General features: G+C 62.4%; 19 protein-coding genes. 12 read left to right on the top strand and 7 right to left on the bottom strand.

Features of this window, described 5'->3' with window-relative positions:
• Positions 1–58: 58 nt before the first annotated feature.
• The 4 genes from QZM67_RS02530 to QZM67_RS02515 form a co-directional block, all read right to left on the bottom strand.
• Complete coding sequence (locus tag QZM67_RS02530; protein WP_043186672.1) at positions 59–697, bottom strand: transcriptional regulator; 639 nt, start codon at positions 695–697, stop codon at positions 59–61.
• A 62-nt stretch (positions 698–759) separates the two neighbouring features.
• Positions 760–1,263, bottom strand: coding sequence for a YbaK/prolyl-tRNA synthetase associated domain-containing protein (locus tag QZM67_RS02525; RefSeq protein ID WP_301800594.1), 504 nt, complete (start codon positions 1,261–1,263; stop codon positions 760–762).
• A 303-nt stretch (positions 1,264–1,566) separates the two neighbouring features.
• A complete protein-coding gene (locus QZM67_RS02520; RefSeq protein WP_301800592.1) occupies positions 1,567–2,928 on the bottom strand; it encodes an FAD-binding oxidoreductase in 1,362 nt (453 codons plus the stop codon).
• Positions 2,929–3,014: 86 nt separating this feature from the next.
• Positions 3,015–3,530: a hypothetical protein gene (locus QZM67_RS02515; RefSeq protein WP_301800590.1), complete on the bottom strand. Its 516-nt coding sequence runs from the start codon at positions 3,528–3,530 to the stop codon at positions 3,015–3,017.
• A gap of 867 nt (positions 3,531–4,397) precedes the next feature.
• On the opposite strand from QZM67_RS02515, the gene QZM67_RS02510 reads away from it, so the two are divergent.
• From QZM67_RS02510 to QZM67_RS02490, 5 genes are all read left to right on the top strand, one after another.
• On the top strand, positions 4,398–4,985 hold the full coding sequence (locus tag QZM67_RS02510; protein WP_301800588.1) for a TetR/AcrR family transcriptional regulator: 588 nt from the start codon (positions 4,398–4,400) through the stop codon (positions 4,983–4,985).
• 307 nt (positions 4,986–5,292) lie between these two features.
• Complete coding sequence (locus tag QZM67_RS02505) at positions 5,293–6,762, top strand: hypothetical protein (RefSeq protein ID WP_301800587.1); 1,470 nt, start codon at positions 5,293–5,295, stop codon at positions 6,760–6,762.
• Positions 6,763–6,884: 122 nt separating this feature from the next.
• Entirely contained in the window at positions 6,885–7,760 is an 876-nt protein-coding gene (locus QZM67_RS02500) for a hypothetical protein (RefSeq protein ID WP_301800586.1), read from the top strand.
• Between the two features lie 375 nt (positions 7,761–8,135).
• Positions 8,136–9,056, top strand: coding sequence for a proline dehydrogenase family protein (locus QZM67_RS02495; protein ID WP_301800584.1), 921 nt, complete (start codon positions 8,136–8,138; stop codon positions 9,054–9,056).
• 134 nt (positions 9,057–9,190) lie between these two features.
• The gene (locus QZM67_RS02490) at positions 9,191–10,099 is read left to right on the top strand and encodes an alpha/beta hydrolase (protein WP_301800582.1); all 909 of its coding nucleotides are present in this window, start codon (positions 9,191–9,193) and stop codon (positions 10,097–10,099) included.
• A 104-nt stretch (positions 10,100–10,203) separates the two neighbouring features.
• Here the strand turns inward: QZM67_RS02490 and QZM67_RS02485 are convergent, their stop codons facing one another.
• Positions 10,204–10,623, bottom strand: a complete 420-nt coding sequence (locus QZM67_RS02485; RefSeq protein ID WP_043186685.1) for an NUDIX hydrolase — start codon at positions 10,621–10,623, stop codon at positions 10,204–10,206.
• 96 nt (positions 10,624–10,719) lie between these two features.
• On the opposite strand from QZM67_RS02485, the gene QZM67_RS02480 reads away from it, so the two are divergent.
• Both QZM67_RS02480 and QZM67_RS02475 read left to right on the top strand, forming a co-directional pair.
• Positions 10,720–11,232, top strand: coding sequence for a GNAT family N-acetyltransferase (locus QZM67_RS02480; protein WP_301800580.1), 513 nt, complete (start codon positions 10,720–10,722; stop codon positions 11,230–11,232).
• A gap of 19 nt (positions 11,233–11,251) precedes the next feature.
• Positions 11,252–11,617 (top strand): hypothetical protein, encoded by a 366-nt coding sequence (locus tag QZM67_RS02475; RefSeq protein WP_301800578.1) that lies wholly within the window; start codon positions 11,252–11,254, stop codon positions 11,615–11,617.
• 88 nt (positions 11,618–11,705) lie between these two features.
• On the opposite strand, the gene QZM67_RS02470 is transcribed toward QZM67_RS02475, so the two are convergent.
• The gene (locus tag QZM67_RS02470) at positions 11,706–12,422 is read right to left on the bottom strand and encodes an EthD domain-containing protein (protein WP_301800574.1); all 717 of its coding nucleotides are present in this window, start codon (positions 12,420–12,422) and stop codon (positions 11,706–11,708) included.
• Between the two features lie 49 nt (positions 12,423–12,471).
• A complete protein-coding gene (locus QZM67_RS02465) occupies positions 12,472–12,984 on the bottom strand; it encodes a nuclear transport factor 2 family protein (RefSeq protein WP_175023333.1) in 513 nt (170 codons plus the stop codon).
• 212 nt (positions 12,985–13,196) lie between these two features.
• Between QZM67_RS02465 and QZM67_RS02460 the strand changes: the two genes are divergently transcribed.
• The 5 genes from QZM67_RS02460 to QZM67_RS02440 all read left to right on the top strand — a co-directional run bounded on the left by QZM67_RS02460 (position 13,197) and on the right by QZM67_RS02440 (position 18,656).
• Entirely contained in the window at positions 13,197–13,697 is a 501-nt protein-coding gene (locus QZM67_RS02460; RefSeq protein ID WP_301800572.1) for a nuclear transport factor 2 family protein, read from the top strand.
• A gap of 50 nt (positions 13,698–13,747) precedes the next feature.
• Positions 13,748–14,614: an SDR family NAD(P)-dependent oxidoreductase gene (locus QZM67_RS02455; protein ID WP_301800570.1), complete on the top strand. Its 867-nt coding sequence runs from the start codon at positions 13,748–13,750 to the stop codon at positions 14,612–14,614.
• 9 nt (positions 14,615–14,623) lie between these two features.
• Complete coding sequence (locus QZM67_RS02450; protein WP_175023336.1) at positions 14,624–15,379, top strand: SDR family NAD(P)-dependent oxidoreductase; 756 nt, start codon at positions 14,624–14,626, stop codon at positions 15,377–15,379.
• A 109-nt stretch (positions 15,380–15,488) separates the two neighbouring features.
• A complete protein-coding gene (locus QZM67_RS02445) occupies positions 15,489–16,265 on the top strand; it encodes a glucose 1-dehydrogenase (RefSeq protein ID WP_301800556.1) in 777 nt (258 codons plus the stop codon).
• A 525-nt stretch (positions 16,266–16,790) separates the two neighbouring features.
• Positions 16,791–18,656 carry a phosphoenolpyruvate carboxykinase (GTP) gene (locus tag QZM67_RS02440; RefSeq protein WP_301800555.1) on the top strand — a complete coding sequence of 622 codons (1,866 nt, stop codon included), beginning with the start codon at positions 16,791–16,793 and terminating at the stop codon, positions 18,654–18,656.
• The last annotated feature ends 17 nt before the right edge of the window (positions 18,657–18,673 follow it).

The following is an 18,673-nucleotide window of genomic DNA, read 5'->3' as shown; positions in this document are numbered from 1 at the left end:
ATGCCCGTGGGTCGTTGAAATCGTTCAGCAGGAAAGCAGCGCGCGCCACGCGCTTGCGTCATTTCGCATCGTTGTAGACGGTCGCGCGCGAGACGCCGAGATGTTGCGACACGATCTCCATCGCGCGGCGCACTTGGAGGAAGCCGTCGACCTTCAGCGTCTGCATCAGCTCGCGGCGCTGGTCGGTCTTCAGTTCGCGCGGCGTCGTCGCGAGACGCATCGCGAATGCGTCGATGCGTTGCCGGATCGCGTCCGCGCCGGCGGGGTCGAGCGTTTCGGCGATGGCTTCGCCATCCGTGCTGCAGAACTGGTTCAGCATGCCCTGGAAGCCGCGGAACAGCGTGACGTCGGCATTCAGGCACAGCGCGGCCACATAGCGGCCGGTCGAATCCTTGATGCCGATCGACGTGCTTTTCGCGGTGCGGCCGTCGGCGAAGCGGTTCGGGTAGTTCGCGAGCACTTGCGGGAAATCGTCGTCCGCGATGCGCGCGAGGCCGAGCTCGGTCGTGGGATCGCCGACCGCGCGCCCGGACAGGTTGTTGTGGATCGCGAGAATCGAGTGCTTCGGCGTGCGCAGGTCGTGAACCACGACCTCGGTGAACGGCGCGAACATCGCGCCGAGCCCTTCGGCAATGCGCTGCACCTGTTCGATCAGCGAGGCCTGCTCGGACAGCGCTTTTTTCCGGGTGGTGGTCATGATGGTTTCGCGTTCAGGTTTCGAATCGATGCGATGGCGTCGGGAACGGGGCAACCGGCGTGTTACGCGTCGTCCGCGGTTTCCGGCCGGGTGATGTCGGCGAGCAGCGGCTGCGCGATCCGCACGTAGTCGGCCGCGTCGAGCACGACGGAGCGGTCGAGGCGGCCCGCGTTGAAGGCAATCTCGGTGTTGCGTTCGATTAGTGCGGGATCGACGACGAGCGTCACGCTGGGGTCGAACGCGAACGGCGGCACGGCGCCCATCACGCAGCGCGTGACGGCGGCCGCAAGATCGGGCGACGCGAGTGTGGCCTTGCGGCGGCCGACCGCATCGGCAACCTTGCGGAAATCGATCTTCAGGTGGCCGGGAATCACTGCGAGCGCGGTGCTGTCGCCGCCATCCTTGAACGTGCACAGCATCGCCTTCGCGCCCTGATCGGGGCGTGTGCCGCGCAGCGCGGCGATCGCGTCGGATTTGCCTTCGGCCGGATGCTCCAGCACGCGGAACCGCGCGCCGGACGTGTTCAGCAGATCGCAAAGCGTGTCGAAAACGGGGTAGTCGCTCATGTCGCTCCGGGCAGGTGGGGCCGGGGGATCGGGGCGCGCTCGGATGCGGATGCTTTAGCGTGCCGGTCGATGGATTGTCCAATTATAGACGTTTTGTCATGGGTGTGGCAAAGGCACGCGTGACCGGGGCGTGGAGGGCGTGGAGGGCGGAAAGGGGGCGTTGAGGAATGGCGTGGAGCGCCGAGGGTATTGCCGGCGCGGCCTGTCGACGGCGGCGCCTGTCGGGCGGGGCGGTGATCGCGGCGCGAACCCGGTGCCGGCGTCCCGCCGCCGGTTATGACGGGAGCGCGCAACCATCCGCCGTTACTTCTTCATGCCTCGTTCCTCCCACCGGTCCCAGGTCTTCAGCGCCTGACGGGCCACCCTGCCGAACATGAACGACAGGGTGTCGCTCTTCATCGACATCGATTTCCGGTTCACGATCCAGAAGTCCGTCAGGACCGACTGCTTTCCGCTCAGCAGATCCGCGATCGTCCGGCCATTGAGGTGCGTCAGCGCGACGCCATGACCGAAACATCCGCCCGAGTAGATGATGCGTTCGTCGTCGATGAAGCTGATCTCCGGAACCATGTCCATCGTCACCGAAACCGGGCCGCCCCATCGATAGTCGATGCGCGTGTTCCGCAACTGGGGGTAGATCCACTTCAGGTGTTCCTCGCAATGCCGCCAGGTCGCGGGGGCCGGAACCTCTTCCATGGCATCCGTCCGGTAGCTGATGACATCCCCACCGCCCATGAGAATGCGGCCATCGGCCGTCGGCCTGAAATAGTGCAGCATCTGCCGATTGTCCCCGAAGGACTGCCGCGCTTTCCAGCCGATGCTTTCCCATAGCGCATCGCTCAAGGGTTCGGTGACGACCTGATACGTCCAGAGCGGATATTGACGCGCTTTCAGCCTCGACGAGCCGGGAACCTCGCGAGAATAGGCATTCGTCGCGACGACGATCCTGTCGGCTTCGATCCGGCCGTGCGGCGTTGCGATGCGTACCGACAACGGCGTTCTTTCCAGATGCGTGACGGGCGTCAGCTCGTGGATCGAGACCCCGCTCGACATCGCCAGGGACTTCAGCGCCCGGACCTGCTTGCAGGGGTTGAGATACCCGGTGTCCGACTCGTAGATGCCGCCCGCGAAACGTTCCGAATGGAAGTCCTGCTGGAATTGCTGCGCGCTGCGCCACGTCATGTCCGTGTCGATGCCCAGTTCCTGGAACAATTCGAACGTCTTCTGCATTCGACCCAATTGCTGCTTCGTGTAGCTCGCGCGAACCAGGCCGCCATGGCAGTAGTCGGACTGAAAACCATGCTCCTCGATGAGACGCCGGGTGTGCGCCACGGCGAGCTTCAGGTAGTGATAGGCCTCGACCGTCTTTTGCTTGCCCCAGCGCAGCACGACCATTTCCGGCTCGAGGCCGAACATCTTCGTACTGAACCCGGCATTGCGACCGCTGGCACCGAATCCGACGATGGCGGCCTCCAGCACGACGACTCGAGCGTTGGGATTGTCCTTTTTGAATTGATACGCGGTGTTCAGCCCGGTGAAGCCGCCCCCGATGATGGCGACATCGACCTTGTGATCCCCGACCAGGGATGCGTTGGGTGAATAGTCGCCGTAGGCGTGCTGCCAGAATGACCTGGCCTGAAGCAGTGATGTTTGATCGAGTGCCATGGCGATGCTCGCATGTGGGGAGATCCGGTCGCCGCTCGATGAATGACTGCGAGGGCGTCGCGGCATAATTCAAGGGTTACAAGGACTCAAGCCTGATGATGACGATGATTAAATTCGTTATCCATAGCGATTTTCTCGTGCCGATGAATGAATGCATCGATGCGGCTGGCCAGCACGGCATCCTCGCCATTCAATGAGCGCTTCATCATGTCGATCTGGAACTCCTCCTGATCGACCATGTAGTCGAGAAAGGTGCGCGCTTCGGAGGGGCCGATGTCCCGGAGTCGATGCAACACGTCGCAGTAGGCGACGGTCTGCATGTACACGTACTTCAGGAAAGGCTTCAGCAGGCACTTGGGGACTGAACTCACCACCCATGCCTTCACCCGCGTGGCCAACCGGGGCGAAGCATCCATCCCCCAGCGAGTGGCCGCGGCTTGGTAAATCGGCGCATTGAACACTTCCAGTTTCAGATAGGCTGCCCAAAGTCGCTGACGGGGATCACCGTCGAGGCGACCCGCCAGCCTTCCAATGGCACGCAACGCGAAGGCACGGTTCTGGATCTCGTGATGAAATCCATCGGTAAATGCGTTAGTCGGCATCGAAATATTCCGCTCGTGTAGGGCCGGTTCCTGGCTGGGAAAGGCTGATCCAGACCGTGCCGGCATGTCGATCGATTCGAATAGTCACAAAGCAATCCTAATAAATAAGGTTTGGCAGCCTTCAATGATCGGAACAATGGGTGACGTACTCGATCGCTGGAAGCGCCGCCAATCCCGCAGTCGACAACCGCCGTATGGCGTTCCGCGTGGAAGGCGATCCTTGTGAGTTCGTCTTGAGTGACGCCGGGCTATCTGTCCCGTATGTCGCCGCCGGTGCTTACCGACGATAATATGTCACGTGACCTATTTGTGCAACATCAGCGATGAGCGCGCAACGTGGGTGGCGGAACCCGATTGCGGCCATCCGGCTCGGCGCCACGAGGCTGGAGCCGTGGATCTACAGTCTCGCGAAAAGCATGCGGGGCACTATCGTCGCCGCATCGGGCAGTTGTGCGGGGAATGCTTGCGTAAACGGAGAGTGAGCAGGGATTCCTTTTGCAGACAGGCGCCGAACGAGTCCCGTGTACGATCGCCGATCGATACCGTCTCGTCTCCCGGGATGACCAAACCTGCGTAGAATGTCGCGGTCAGGTTCGGCATGCCGGCTCCCGCCGTGGAGCCGATCCCTGAAAGCAGGCGGCAAATGCGAGTCGACCGACAGGATCCGATATCGGGTATCGATGCTTTGCAGAATCCGGTCGACCAACCTATATCGCTGCTCGCCGTGTATCGAGCGGGCACGGCACGGTCGGTATGCGGCCGGGCACGAGCGGCGCTGACGCGTCATCAGCACCATCGCCCGGACATGCGTTCACAGGGCAGCAGGAGGGATTCTTGAAGAGGGCGGCTCTCGATAACGGACGCGTCTTGACCGAACGCGGCAAGAACGCTGTGAACAAAATTATGGTCTGCGCGATCGAGATATTCGTCGACGAAGGCTACGGCGGGCTGACCATGCGGAAGGTCGCGGCCAAAGCGGGATTGGCGCTGTCGAACCTGCAACACTACTTCCCTACGCGCGAAGACATCTTCGAAGCGATCCTTTCGGCCACAAGGGAGGCATACGCCAATACGTACGACAGCGTGCGTGCGGACGCGTCCCTGACACCCGAGGGCCGCCTGGAGAAAGTGGTTCGGTTGTTGCTCGAAGACGGAAAGCAGCCCAGGACCCAGAGCCTGTTCGTGAACTTCTGGGCGATGGCCCAGACTCAGGAGTTCGCGCGGAAAATGCTCGAAGAGGGGTACGGATTTCAACGCGGCGTGATCGCCGGATTCATCGAAGCCGTGAACCCGGCGCTGTCACAGGCGGCGCTCGCCCGACGAGCGGCACTGGTGACGGCACAAATCGAGGGGCTCATCGTGTTGATACCGCAAAGGAATCGGTTCCCGTCGGATATCAAGGGAATCGAGGACGATGTGGTGATGGCCATTCTTGCCCTGGCCAAGGCGCCATGAGCGGTCTATTGGCTTACATGTCGGTCGGAGTATTCCTCGCCGTCTTTGCTTTTGTAAGCATTCTTGGTTGCCTGGGGCGATTGGGCCGTTGGCGGCCAGCGGAAGCTGTCCAGATGACGATTACCAGATCGTTGAAGATAAAGATAATTATTATTGCGTGACCATACTGAGGCGTCAGCATGGGAAAGATCCGTCAGCGCGTTGACATGTCGGCAGAGATGCTTGTTGACACGGGGTGAATCCATGCCTGACGGTTGCGATCGAAATACATTGGCCTGCTGAGAGGGGCTGCCCGAAGGACTGCATGATGAGAAGACAGACCACGGCGATAGCCGTGATGGCGCTGCTGAGTGGTTGCAACCCCTATACCGCTGTATCGACCCATCCTCTTTCCGGTTGCGTATCCGGTTCGACCAGTCCGTCCTGCGCGATGCCTTCGACGGTAACGACGTATGGAATGGGAGGTCCGTCGACAGAGCCGCCCACGTCAGCGGCTGAACGTCAATATGAAGCGGCCGCCGAAGGGTACAAACGGATCAACGCGCGGGTCGGCGCGTGGCAAAAGGCGTGTGCAGCCGCCATGTCGACACCGAAGTTGTTTTCGATCCGCGACAAGATCGAAATTTTTCATGATGCGTCGACACCCGCGCCATACACGTATGCAGCGATTGATGCGTTTCCGACGCGTGCCGACTCGCCGCTGATCACGAAATGGATTGAACTTCGTGATGCGTGTACCAAGCGGGAACATGAGATCGACCTGACGTCGCCGGAGCTGACGCCGATGGCGCAATCGATCGTATTGCAGAGAGCGGAGTTCATCGGCATCGCCGAGGCGAAGATCCGCCGGCTTGCTGTCAGTCTCTCGCAACGGAAGCTGACATACGGCGAATTTGCCCAGCGTCGCTACCAGATCAATAGCGCGACCGAAAACGCAGCGAGCGAATTCGCCATGACGTCGAGTTTTCGGGATTCGGGCAGCCAGTTGCTTGAACAGCGTCGAATCAAGCATCGGTTTTCAGCGGAGGTCGACGGGTTCGAGCGCTACCTGCGTGCCGTCGACGCACGTCTGCCGGAAACGGTTCGTCTGGCGTCGGTAACGGCAATCGGATCGCGTGCCGCCGAGCAAGCGTGTGGTACGAATTGCTCATCGGAGCCCATGTCGGAAGGATATCTATTCAAGCAGTTGCGCCACGGGTTCACTGTCTCCTACGGAGGGCTCGGGGGAACGACGGTGAAGCTGGTTGATTTCGATAAGGGCATGTTATCCGTAATCGATCTTGCGTTGGAATCGGTCGACGGCAAAGTGCGTTCCACGATCACTCGTCGCTCTGACATCGTGCTTGCGACAGGCGAGCTGGAGAAACTGCAGGCAATAGCAAACATGATCTGGATATCTTTCGGTCCCGTTCCGACAGCCCGGGTGGGGCTGGGTGCCTTCTGGGAAATGAGTGTGGTCAATGGCAAAGTCGTCAGATCCGAGCGCGGGATGGGCAACGTGGGCGGGGCGGGGCGAGACATCAATGCAGTATTGCAGGGCATCGAGGAAAGGCAACTCGCGCATTTCCTGTTCGAGAACAGGCGCATGTATCAAGTGTGGTCATGCTACGACTATCCGTCGGCCGGGCACGCTGGCGTGCCCGGTTTGCATATTCGAACGTCGGGATACGGTTGGTCGGATCCGGATGACGTACCTCCAGTCTTTCCGATCCCATCAACCGATCCATTGCAATTTCGCTTCGACGTTAAAAGAATTCAATGGACATGCGCCGATTGAACCGTCGAGGTCATCTTGAAAGCCAACGAGAGGAGATGTGCGTGTCCGGCTGTCTGCGTGCAGGACATCGTTGCTATCCTTGAAACCGGTTGGAAAACATCTCTGCCAGGAGTACACGAGCAATGTTGATCGGCTCGCAGGAGAAGTACGGAGAGGAATCGTCGGCGAAGCGGCAATGCTCGGGCAAGAGTAAAGGTACGAAAAACCACTTCTACGCACAGACGGTGCTGTCGCTCATATTCGCGCTTGTTGCGCATTGCACGTTTGCCGCGAACGACGTGAGCGACGAGGCCCAGCAGCAAGCTGCGTTGCGTACCCTGATGGGCAAGGATCCCGCGCCGTCGGATAGCGTCAAGAGTGTCGCGCTGTCGCCATGGGCGCACGGACCATCGGCTTCAGGGCTGCTGTGGGTCGTGTCGGCATTGGTCCAGCGCTCGACCGAGAACGTCGACGCGGAGTTGTGGACGGGTGTCCTGACCCGCGACGAGCAGGGGTTCCGCCTGCTCGCGAGCGATCGAAGCGAGCGCGTCGAAACGTCACCGATGTTGTGGAATGCATCCCTGACCATGGACGTCATTCCCTACCGAATCAGTGCGCAGGAAACCGCCTTTGGCGTTCGCTTCAACAATAACTACACATCGACTTCTCATAGCGATTCGACCGAGATACTGAGCCTGTATCGCTATGCCGATGCGCGTGTGACGCCTATCTTCACCGCAACTACCGATTGGTGGACCTATGACAAGGACGGGGCTGAGACGTGTGTCACGGAGAAGGCCGGAAAAGGCAAAGGTCCGGACGACGCACGGCAGGATGCGTGTGATGCGGAAAACACGGAGGAGGTTCATTACGTGCTGTCGTTTAGCTCTCGTATCACCAATGGGCACTACGACCTCCTTGTGCGTCCGAAAGGCAAAGCCGCATCGGGCAAGTCTGCGCGGTTTACCTGGAATGAGAGGACGTATCTGCCGCGGCGCTTCGCTGGCGACTGGCGTTGAAATTCAACTGCGAGCCGGATGAAACGGTTGCCGCTGCGTGAAGGCTTGCTGCGGACGAAATGATTGTCGGCACCTCGGTTCGGTTCACACGGTTCACGGCCGCCATTCGTTTGCTCGTGCTACGATTCGCGATGCCTGAATGACGGACCCAAAGCAGGCATGGACCAACCCGTAGCGAACTGCAAAAGACCTACCCGAACAATGTACGCAGCTGCCTGGCCTCCCTCGAAAACGCACTGAAAACCAGCGGCGATGCATCGATTGCATCGACCTTGGTATTCGTCCCGGACTGTTTTGGAAAACAGTCCGGTGATGTCGTTCGAATTGACCGATCGTGTCTGTATTCGTGCGACTGCGTTTTCAAGAGACCACAACATGCGTATTCTCAATACGATGGCGGCTCACGCCATCCCGTTCGTTCCCCGTTCGCTGATCCGCAGGATCTCCCGCCGCTATATCGCCGGCGAAACGCTTTGCGATGCGCGTACGCGCATCCGGGTGCTCCATGCAGCAGGCTTCCGAACAACTGTCGATGTGTTGGGTGAGACTGCGTCATCGCCCCAGCAGGCGGAGTCGATGACGCGTGATTATCTCGATCTCATCGATACGCTCGGAGCAGAGCATGAGCCCGCCGAGCTTTCGATCAAATTGACAGCGCTCGGGTTGCATCTCGACGAGGACGCATGCATGGCGCGTGTCTCGGCGATACTGCAATCGGCAGCCGCGCACGGGATCAACACATGCATGGATATGGAAGACATCCGTTGCACGCAGAAAACGCTCGACGCGTTCTCGAAGCTTGAAGCCGACGGATATGCGATCGGAATCGCGTTGCAGGCGTATTTGAAGCGCACGAGCGATGACATTGTTCCGCTTGTTGCGCGAAAAAGTCGCCTGCGAATTTGCAAGGGAATCTATGCGGAGGCGAACGAGCATCTCGTCGACGGTGCGTCGAGGGATCGGGCGGCGATCAATGCGCACTTCGTCCGGCACGTTTCGACTGCAATACAGGCGGGATCGTTCGTGGGCATTGCCACCCACGATGCACAATTGATCGATGCGCTGACCGGCTGGCTGCAACGCGAGCGGATCGACAGGTCGAGGTTCGAATTCCAGATGTTGCTCGGTGTGTGTGAACCGGCGCGTGACGCGCTGCTTGCGCAAGGATTCAATGTGCGCGTCTATGTGCCGTACGGCCAGGACTGGTACGGCTACAGCACGCGGCGAATCAAGGAGAATCCGAGAATCGCCGGATATATTCTGGCCGCGATGATACGTAACGATCGGGTGCGTTAGCCACCGCGGCACGATCGACAGGTTGGGACCAGCCAGGTCGGTGGTCCCGCTTGCATGGAGATCCAGGATGCCCGTAAAGCGATACGCCATTCGCAATGGCTATCGCGTTTCATTCGAGAGGTTCTCTAAAAACGATGCAGACAGAAATCGAAGCACCGGGCCCAGCCGGCCCGCTGAAAGGCACGCTCTTGTCTCCGGACACCGGTGACGCCCCGGTGGTGTTGATCGTGCCAGGCTCCGGCTCGACCGACAGAAATGGCAACTCACCGCACTGGGTGCAGGCGTCGACCTACCAATTGCTCGCGGAAGGATTGCTCGATGAAGGTATCGCGTCGGTTCGAATCGACAAGCGCGGCTTGTTTGGCAGCGCGTCGGCGACACCGGATGCCGATGACGTCACGATCGACGCGTACGCGACCGACGTCCGTTCGTGGGTAGCCGCGATCCGTGCACGGACCGGCGCCTCCTGCGTATGGGTGTTGGGGCATAGCGAAGGCGGATGGGTGGCATTGCTGGCGGCAAGGCAAATGGCCGACATTGCCGGCCTGATCCTGGTATCCACGGCGGGACGCCCGCTCGCGCCCGTATTGAGGGAGCAACTGCAATCGAACCCGGCCAATGCGCCAATCCTGGAAAATGCACTGTCGATCCTCGAATCGCTGGAAGCCGGGAAACGGGTAGACGCAGCCGGGATCGATCCAGCACTCATGCCGTTGTTCAGACCGCAAGTCCAGGGCTTCCTGATGAGCGAATTGACCATCGATCCGGCAGCGCTGCTGGCCGGCTATACGAAGCCCGTGCTGATCGTGCAGGGAACGCGGGATATCCAGGTTGCCGTACAGGACGCGGAACGACTGAAGGAGGCCAATCCGCGGGCCGAAATGGCGCTGATCGCCGACGCCAATCATGTGCTCAAGACGGTCCGCACGTCGGCGCGGCAAGAGAACCTCGCCGCTTATTCGGACCCGGATCTGCCGCTGGCAGATGGCGTCGTGGCGGCGATTTCGGCGTTCGTGCATGCATCGACAGTGAACAGGCCCTAGGCCCGGTCGAATCCGGTTCGTCTGTCGGTCGAACGCATCGAGCAGGCGTCGGCCAGCAGACGACACTCAATGGACAAACGCCAATCGCCGGAAATCGTGCACCGTCAACGCCGCAGATAATCCGAGACGCGCGCCTGCAAATGCGTGATCGCATCGGTGAGCCGCAGATACGCGTCGACATCCATCAGCGTCCATTCCTGGCCTTCGTTGCCGAAACGGATCGCGGCGATTTCCGCATCGCTCAGCCAGCTGGCGAAGAACCAGTGCGGCAGGCGGTCTGGCCGGGTCGACGGATAGACCCTGGACCAACCGATCCGGCTGCCCGGTATCGTCAGTCCGAATTCCTCATGGAGTTCACGCAACGCGCACGCTTCGGGCGTCTCGTTGCCTTCCCGGCCTCCACCGGGCAGGTCCCACAGACCGGGAAACGGTATGTCGGGTTTGTCGTCGCGTCGATAGACGAGGATTTCCCGGTCCTTGAAGAGCGCGATCTTCGAACCACTGAAGGGGGCAAGCGATTCCATGCATGATCCGTATCGTGGAAGCGGGATTGTCAGTGTAGATTCTCGGGTATCCATGCGTACAGCCCGGGTTCGGCCATTTTCTGCGGAAAGAACGAAATGAACGCGATGTTGTCGATCAGAACCGCGAGGCGGGAAGACGCCGCGCGAATTGCCGTGCTTGGCGCGCATGTGTGGGTGCATACCTATGCAGCGGTGGGCCTATCCGAGGTCATTGCACAGTATGTGCTGAGCACCTTTACGAGCGAACGGATCCTGACGCTGGTGAACGATCCCGGCGTCGTTCTGCTGGTTGCCGAGGCGGACGGAAATCTTGCCGGATACATCGTCATCCGCCTGGATTCGCACCACGCGGACATTCCCGTCGAGATAGAAACGCTCTACATCCAGCCGTCTTTTGCCGGCCGTGGAATCGGATCTTCACTGCTGACTCATGCGAGCGGCGTGGCAGAGGAAAGAACCGGAAATCGCACATTCTGGCTCAGCGTCAACTCGCAAAATGAGAAGGCAATCGCTTTCTACCATTCCCGTGGAATGACGCAGGAGGGGATAGCGTACTTTGAGCTCGACGGGATCCGGCACGAGAACAAGATCATGGTCGCAAGGGGCTGACCCATCGCTTAAACGAACCATGACAAACCCGATTCGATTCCGCGTCCGGCCGGTATTTCATGGCAGCGATCTTCTGGTCGAGGTACTTGACGATCATCGCGCAGTGAATTTTCCAAATGTCGCGGCGATCCTGCAGGATGCGCTGCACGCTGTCCAGGTCCCGCATCCGGATGGCCTTGATGACCCTGCGGTCGCATTGTCCCAGGATCGCTACTTCAGCTATTGGACATATGCGCGGGGCCACTATGAAATAGACGACGATATCTGGGCGCTGTTCGTCACCGCGACGATCCACAACGCGTTGATCGTCGCGGACATCGAAAGCGCACTCCTGTCGACGGGACAGTTCGTCAAGGAAGACGGGGATTTCGGCAGGTTCGCGTGAGTTGAAGGGATCCGGGAAAGCCGTCGCAACGATGGCGAACGACTGTACCCGGTGACCATCGAGGATCGCGCCGCGCGATCGCCTGGGCTTATCCCCGCACGTCCTTCACGACATACTGACTCGTCGGCACCACATCGATCTTGTCGAAGTCGATGAAGCGCCCACAGCTGTCCATCATCTCGGCCACATTGCGCTGGAATTTCTCGTCATCGCCCACCGCATCGAAGAACGCATGCGGATCGGTCATCGCCGCAGCGGGGAAGCACTCCTCGACGATCGCGTCGTAGCCGGGTGCCGCATGCGTGAGCGCGCGCACGACCACGTTCTGCACGTACAGGAAATTGTCCTGCGTCTCGATCGCGACGCGCGTGTGATGCCCGTGCCACACGTCGAGCCATGCTTCATGCGTGAGGCGCGGCGGCCGTTTCAGGAACGCGAGCTGCGAGAAGCCCGTGGTCCGCTCGCCCGGACGCGCCGGAAAGCGCGTATTCGGAATCGGCTGCGACTCGGTAACCAGATACGCAGCCATGTGCGGGACGACCGCGCGTACCGCATCGTCGAATGGCTGGCGGAACATCGCGTTCGCACTGTCGACCCATACCGAGACGATGCCATCGATGCCCGGGTGCGTGTTGGTCTGCTTCAGGCCGGCGGCCGGCGCGACCTCCGCGTCGGCGACGTTCACCTGCACGCCGTGCGCACCGAGCGACAGAAACCTGTCGGCGAGCTGCGCGCGCACGGTGCGGCTCCATTGATCCGGCGCGGCCTGTGCGTCGCGCCACAACACGTAAATGACTTTCTCCATTGCTTCGGCTCCAGGGGAATGACGGGATCGGCGGCGCTGCCGCCGGGGTTCAGGAAGCGGCTTCAGGCGTTCCCGCCGGCTGGTGCGCGCCCGGCGCGAACCGGTTCGCGGTCAGCGTGAACGACGGCGGGATCGGCGACGTGACGGTTTCGAACAGCCGTTCATGACGCGTCGCGTGAATGCGCCACACGCCGTCGCACTTCACGTACTGGTCATCGTAGAACGCAGTGCCGTGCAGCAGGTAGTTATCCTCAAGATTGATCGCGTGATCCTCGAGAAACCACACGCCGCACGCGTGATCGGCCGAGACCAGCGTGAGCTCCGGGTGATGGCCGTGATGCATCGTCAGGAAGGTCGGCTTGCCGATCAGTTCGCGCAGACTCGACACGAACGCATCGCGGCCGTCGTACGCATAGCGGCCACCGTACAGCCGTGCTTCGCAGTCGTCGGTCAGGCAATCCGCGAGCAGCGCCCAATCGTGCGTGTCGACCGCGCGGAAATACCGGTATTTCAGCTGTCGGATCTGCTCGTACTCATGGAGCGTGCGGGTCGTGTCGTCCATCGCCGGGTCTCGTTGTGGTGTCGTTCGATGGTAGGAACGAAGCGCGGTGCATCACATCGTCTGTTCGGACGAATGTCGTTGCCGCACGTCAACGACGCTACCGAAACGAATCACGGATTTCATCCGAACGGGTGATGGCCGGTGCATCGCGCGGCGGTAACGTGGCATCGACGCGGCGTTTGAACTGCGTCGGCATCGCACAAGGAGACGGGATGACCCTCATCGAATCGCTGGAAGCGCGCGTGCGCCGGCTCGAGGATGCCGACGCGATCCGCCGGCTGAAGGCGCGCTACTTCACGTGCTGCGACCGCAAGGATCCGCACGGGATGCGCGACTGCTTCGCGCCCGGCCACGTGCATATCGACTACGGCCAGATTGGCACGTTCGACACGCGCGACGCGCTCGTCGACGTATTCGCACGACTCGGCTGCCATCCGCACATCGTCGAGATGCACCACGGCGTGAATCCCGAGATCGCCGTGCTCGACGACACGCATGCACGCGGCACGTGGGGCCTGCACTACCAGATGATCGACACGAACGCGCGCACGCTCACGCAGCTCGGCGCGTACTACGACGACGAATACCGGAAGGTCGACGGGCAATGGAAGATCGCGGGCACGCGCTGCGTCGTCACGTCGACACTGACGGCCCGCTACGAAGGCGATGCGCCGGGCGTGCTGTTCGCCGGCGCGCAGCCGCCGGCCGCCTGACGCACGCCAGCGCCACGCTTATGGCGCACATTTCACAGGAGACATCGAACATGACACAGAACCACGATGCGCCGGTCGCCGTCGTGACGGGCGCATCGCGCGGCGCGGGCAAGGGCATCGCGCGCGCGCTCGGCGCGGCCGGCATGACCGTCTATGTCACGGGCCGCTCGCAGAACGAAGGCGATGCGCCACTGCCCGGCACGATCCACGAGACCGCGCGCGAGATCGATGCGCTCGGCGGCCGCGGCATCGCGGTGGTCTGCGACCATGCGGACGATGCGCAGGTGAAGGCGTTGTTCGAGCGCATCGAAAGCGAACGCGGGCGGCTCGACATGCTCGTCAACAACGCGACCTACCTGCACGATCAACTGATCCTGCCGGGCCCGTTCTGGGAGAAGTCGCTCGACCTCGTCAACATCCTCGATGTCGGGCTGCGCTCGGCGTATGTCGCGAGCTGGCACGCTGCACCGCTGATGGCGAAGCGCCGCAGCGGGCTGATTGCGTTCACGTCGTCGTTCGGCGCGAGCTGCTACATGCACGGCGCGGCCTACGGCGCGCAGAAGTCCGGTGTCGACAAGTTCGCGAAGGACATGGCTGTCGACCTGAAGCCGTTCGACGTCGCGGCCGTGTCGATCTGGATGGGCCCGCTGCGCACCGAGCGCACGACGCGCGTGTGGGAAGAACACCCGGATCTGTACAAGGAATTCTCGCTCGTCGCGGAAAGCCCCGAATTCACGGGGCGCGTGATTCACGCGATTCACGGCGACCCGCAGCGCATGGCGCTGTCGGGGCAGGTGCTCGTCGGCGCGGAAGCCGCGCTGCGGTACGGCATTGCCGATCTCGACGGCAAGCAGCCGCCGTCGTACCGCGAACTGCTCGGCGGGCCCGTGCAGGCGCATCCGGCGATCGTCGCCTGAGGTGCGCGCATGGGCATCCTGAAGGGCAAGGTCGCACTCGTGACGGGTGCAGGGCAGGGCGTCGGCCAGGGCGTCGCGCATGCGCTCGCGGCGGAAGGCGCGCAGGTCGCTGTGGTCGGTCGTACTCGCGACAAGCTGCTCGCGACCTGCGAAGCGATCCGCGCGCGCGGCGGCGTGGCCGAGCCGTTCGTGTGCGACGTGATGGACGCCGCGCAGATCGCGCAGTGCGTCGACAGCGTCGTCGCGCGGTTCGGCGGTGTGCAGATCCTGATCAACAACGCGCAGGTCGTGCCGCTCGGCCGCCTGCTCGACGTGACCGACGCGGATTTTATGGCGGGGCTCGAATCGGGGCCGATCGCGACGCTGCGGATGATGCGCGCGTGTCATCCGCATCTGAACGGCGACGGCGTGATCGTCAATTTCGCTTCGTCGGCCGCGGTGCGCTGGGATGCGTCGGGTTACGGCGCATACGCCGCGACCAAGGAGGCGATTCGCGCACTGACGCGCGCGGCCGCCTGCGAATGGGGCGTGGATGGCATCCGCGTGAACGCAGTCGCGCCGCATGCGTTGTCGCCGGGCCTGAAAGGCTGGGTCGACGCGAATCCGCAGGAAGCCGCCGCGTTCTTCCGCACGATTCCGCTCGGCCGCGTCGGCGACTGCGAGCAGGACATCGGGCGCGCGATCGTGTTTCTGGCGAGCCGCGACGCCGCGTACCTGACGGGCGCGACGCTGCCGCTCGACGGCGGGCAGGCTTACTGGGGCTGATCGCAAGGGCCGACGGCGCGCGGCGCTGGCAGCGTGCCAATCACGATCCGGCACGCACGCGCACGCAGGCGCACGGCAGCCGGCAAACCGGAATTGAAGAGAGGACGACATGGGTCGACTGGAAGGCAAGGTAGCGATCGTCACGGGCGGTGCGCGTGGCATGGGCGCGGCGACGTGCAGGCTGTTCGTCGCGGAGGGCGCGCGCGTCGTGATCGGCGATGTGCTCGACGCGGAAGGCGAAGCGCTCGCGCGCGAGCTTGGCGACGCGGCGCGCTTCATGCGGCTCGACGTCGCCGACGAAGCGAACTGGGTGCGCGTAACCGAAGCAACGATTGAAAAGTTTGGCCGTATCGACGTGCTGGTCAACAATGCGGCCGTGTTGACCTTTGGCGGCATCACCGAGCTGTCGACACGCGATTTCGAGCGCGCGGTGTCGATCAATCTCGTCGGGACCTTCATCGGGATCCGCACGGTCGCGCCGCGCATGATCGCGCAGAAAAGCGGGTCGATCGTCAACATCTCGTCGGTGGACGGGCTGCGCGGCGTGAACGCGCTGGCCGCGTATGTGTCGAGCAAGTGGGGCGTGCGCGGGCTGACGAAGGTCGCGGCGCTCGAACTCGGCCATCAGGGCGTGCGCGTGAATTCGATCCATCCGGGCGGCGTGAACACCGCGATGTCGAATCCGACCGGCGCGCCCCTCGAGGAAATCAACAAGCACTATGCGAACGTGCCGATGCAACGCGTCGGCCTGCCCGACGAGATCGCGCGCGCGACGCTGTTCCTCGCGAGCGACGAAGCGTCGTACTGCAACGGCGCCGAGCTGGCCGTCGACGGCGGAATGGCAGCGGGCGCGTATTACCCCGGATTGCCGGGCGCACCGTTTTGAGCAGGGGCGCTTGCCGCGCGTTCACGTCAGATGTTTGTGTACGCAACCTAATTCGGGGTTTCCCGCAGTAGCGAAAACGCGAATTCGCGCAACTTGCTTTCGCGGTTGCCATGCGCGGGAGCGGCAGGCCGATTTTGCCGCTCCCGCAAAACCCTTGCCGGGCGGCCGTCCCGGACATTTCATCCCCAAAGCGCGCGCAATGGCGCTGTAAAAAGGACTCACAGGCAACCGGCGTGCCGGCTCGCCGACATAGTTGTTTCTTGTTGCAACGCAACGTTTGCTGAATAACGGCGATGGTATGCTGGCCGTCATGGAGTTGTACGGCAGGTTGCTTGTATGGCGAAACTCGCGTTCGCAATTACTAAAGAGACATCACCTTCTCTCGCTCGCATCGCGGCATCGACGCGCGCTCCGCTCGCGCGTCCCGTCCTGCGCGCCGCCGCATCCTGCGCTCCAATCGCATACCCCATCTCGCGGGTTCGACCCGCATCCCCCATCCCCGCCCAATAATCTGGAGACATTCTCATGTCGCAAAACACTATGGCCGAGGCAACACACGGCCCGCTGATCGCTCCGCCGGCTTTCGTCAAACATCGCAAGCTGATCGACTGGGTGTCGCGTATCGCGGCGCTCACGGAGCCCGAGCGCGTCGTGTGGTGTGACGGCTCGCAGGAAGAAAACGACGCGCTGTGCCAGGCGATGGTCGACCAGGGCACGCTCACGCGCCTGAACCCGGCAAAGCGCCCGAACTCGTATCTCGCGCAATCCGATCCGTCCGACGTCGCGCGCGTCGAGGACCGCACGTTCATCTGCGCGGCATCGCGCGACGACGTCGGCCCGACCAACAACTGGATCGAGCCTGCCGAAATGCGCGAGACGCTCAACGGCCTGTTCCGCGGCTCGATGCGCGGCCGCACGCTGTACGTGGTGCCGTTCTCGATGGGCCCGCTCGGCTCGCCGATCGCGCACGTTGGCGTTGAGCTGTCCGACAGCCCGTACGTCGCGGTGAACATGCGGATCATGACGCGCATGGGCCGCGAGGTGTACGACGTGCTCGGCGAGGACGGCGATTTCGTGCCGTGCGTGCACAGCGTCGGCCATCCGCTGGAAGCCGGCCAGCAGGACGTGCCGTGGCCGTGCAACCCGGTCAAGTACATCGTGCATTTCCCCGAAACGCGCGAGATCTGGAGCTTCGGCTCGGGCTACGGCGGCAACGCGCTGCTCGGCAAGAAGTGTTTCGCGCTGCGTATCGCCTCGACGATGGGCCGCGACCAGGGCTGGCTCGCCGAACACATGCTGATCCTCGGCGTGACGTCGCCGGCCGGCAAGAAGTATCACGTCGCGGCGGCATTCCCGTCCGCGTGCGGCAAGACCAACTTCGCGATGCTGATTCCGCCGCAGGGCTTCGACGGCTGGAAGGTCACGACGATCGGCGACGACATCGCATGGCTGAAACCGGGCCCCGACGGCCGACTGTATGCGATCAACCCGGAAGCCGGCTTCTTCGGCGTCGCACCGGGCACCGGCGTGAAGACCAACCCGAACGCAATCTCGACGCTCACCGAAAACGTGATCTTCACGAACGTCGCGCTGACGGAAGACGGCGATGTGTGGTGGGAAGGGCTGACCGACACGCCGCCCGCGAAGCTGACCGACTGGCAGGGCAACCCGTGGACGCCGGAAATCGGCAAGGAAACGGGCCGCAAGGCTGCGCATCCGAATTCGCGTTTCACGGCGCCGGCTGCGCAGTGTCCGTCGATCGACGGCGACTGGGAGAATCCGGCCGGCGTGCCGATCGATGCGTTCATCTTCGGCGGCCGCCGTTCGACGACCGTGCCGCTCGTGACCGAGGCGCGCGACTGGGTCGAAGGCGTGTACATGGCCGCGACGATGGGCTCGGAGACGACCGCGGCGGCGGTGGGCCAGCAGGGCATCGTGCGCCGCGATCCGTTCGCGATGCTGCCGTTCTGTGGCTACAACGTCAGCGATTATTTCGCGCACTGGCTGACGCTCGGCAAGCAGCTCGAAGGCGCGGGCGCGAAGCTGCCGAAGATCTACTGCGTGAACTGGTTCCGAAAGGATGCGAACGGCAAGTTCGTGTGGCCGGGCTTCGGTGAGAACATGCGCGTGCTGAAGTGGATGCTCGACCGCCTCGAAGGCACCGGCGGTGGCGGCGATCATGCGTTCGGCGTGTCGCCCGCGTATGAGGACCTGCACTGGGATGGCCTCGATTTCACGCGCGAGCAGTTCGATGCGGTGACGTCGATGAACGCCGACGAATGGCGTGAGGAGCTGAAGCTGCATGCCGCGTTGTTCGATACGCTGAAGCTGCGCCTGCCGGCCGAAATGACCGACACGATGAAGAAGATCGCGGAGCGCATCGGCGCCTGACGGTTCGCATTCGCGTA

This window comes from Burkholderia sp. AU45251 (assembly GCF_030482905.1).
GTDB classification, from domain to species: Bacteria; Pseudomonadota; Gammaproteobacteria; order Burkholderiales; family Burkholderiaceae; genus Burkholderia; species Burkholderia aenigmatica.
This window is presented reverse-complemented; position numbering and strand designations above follow the sequence as displayed.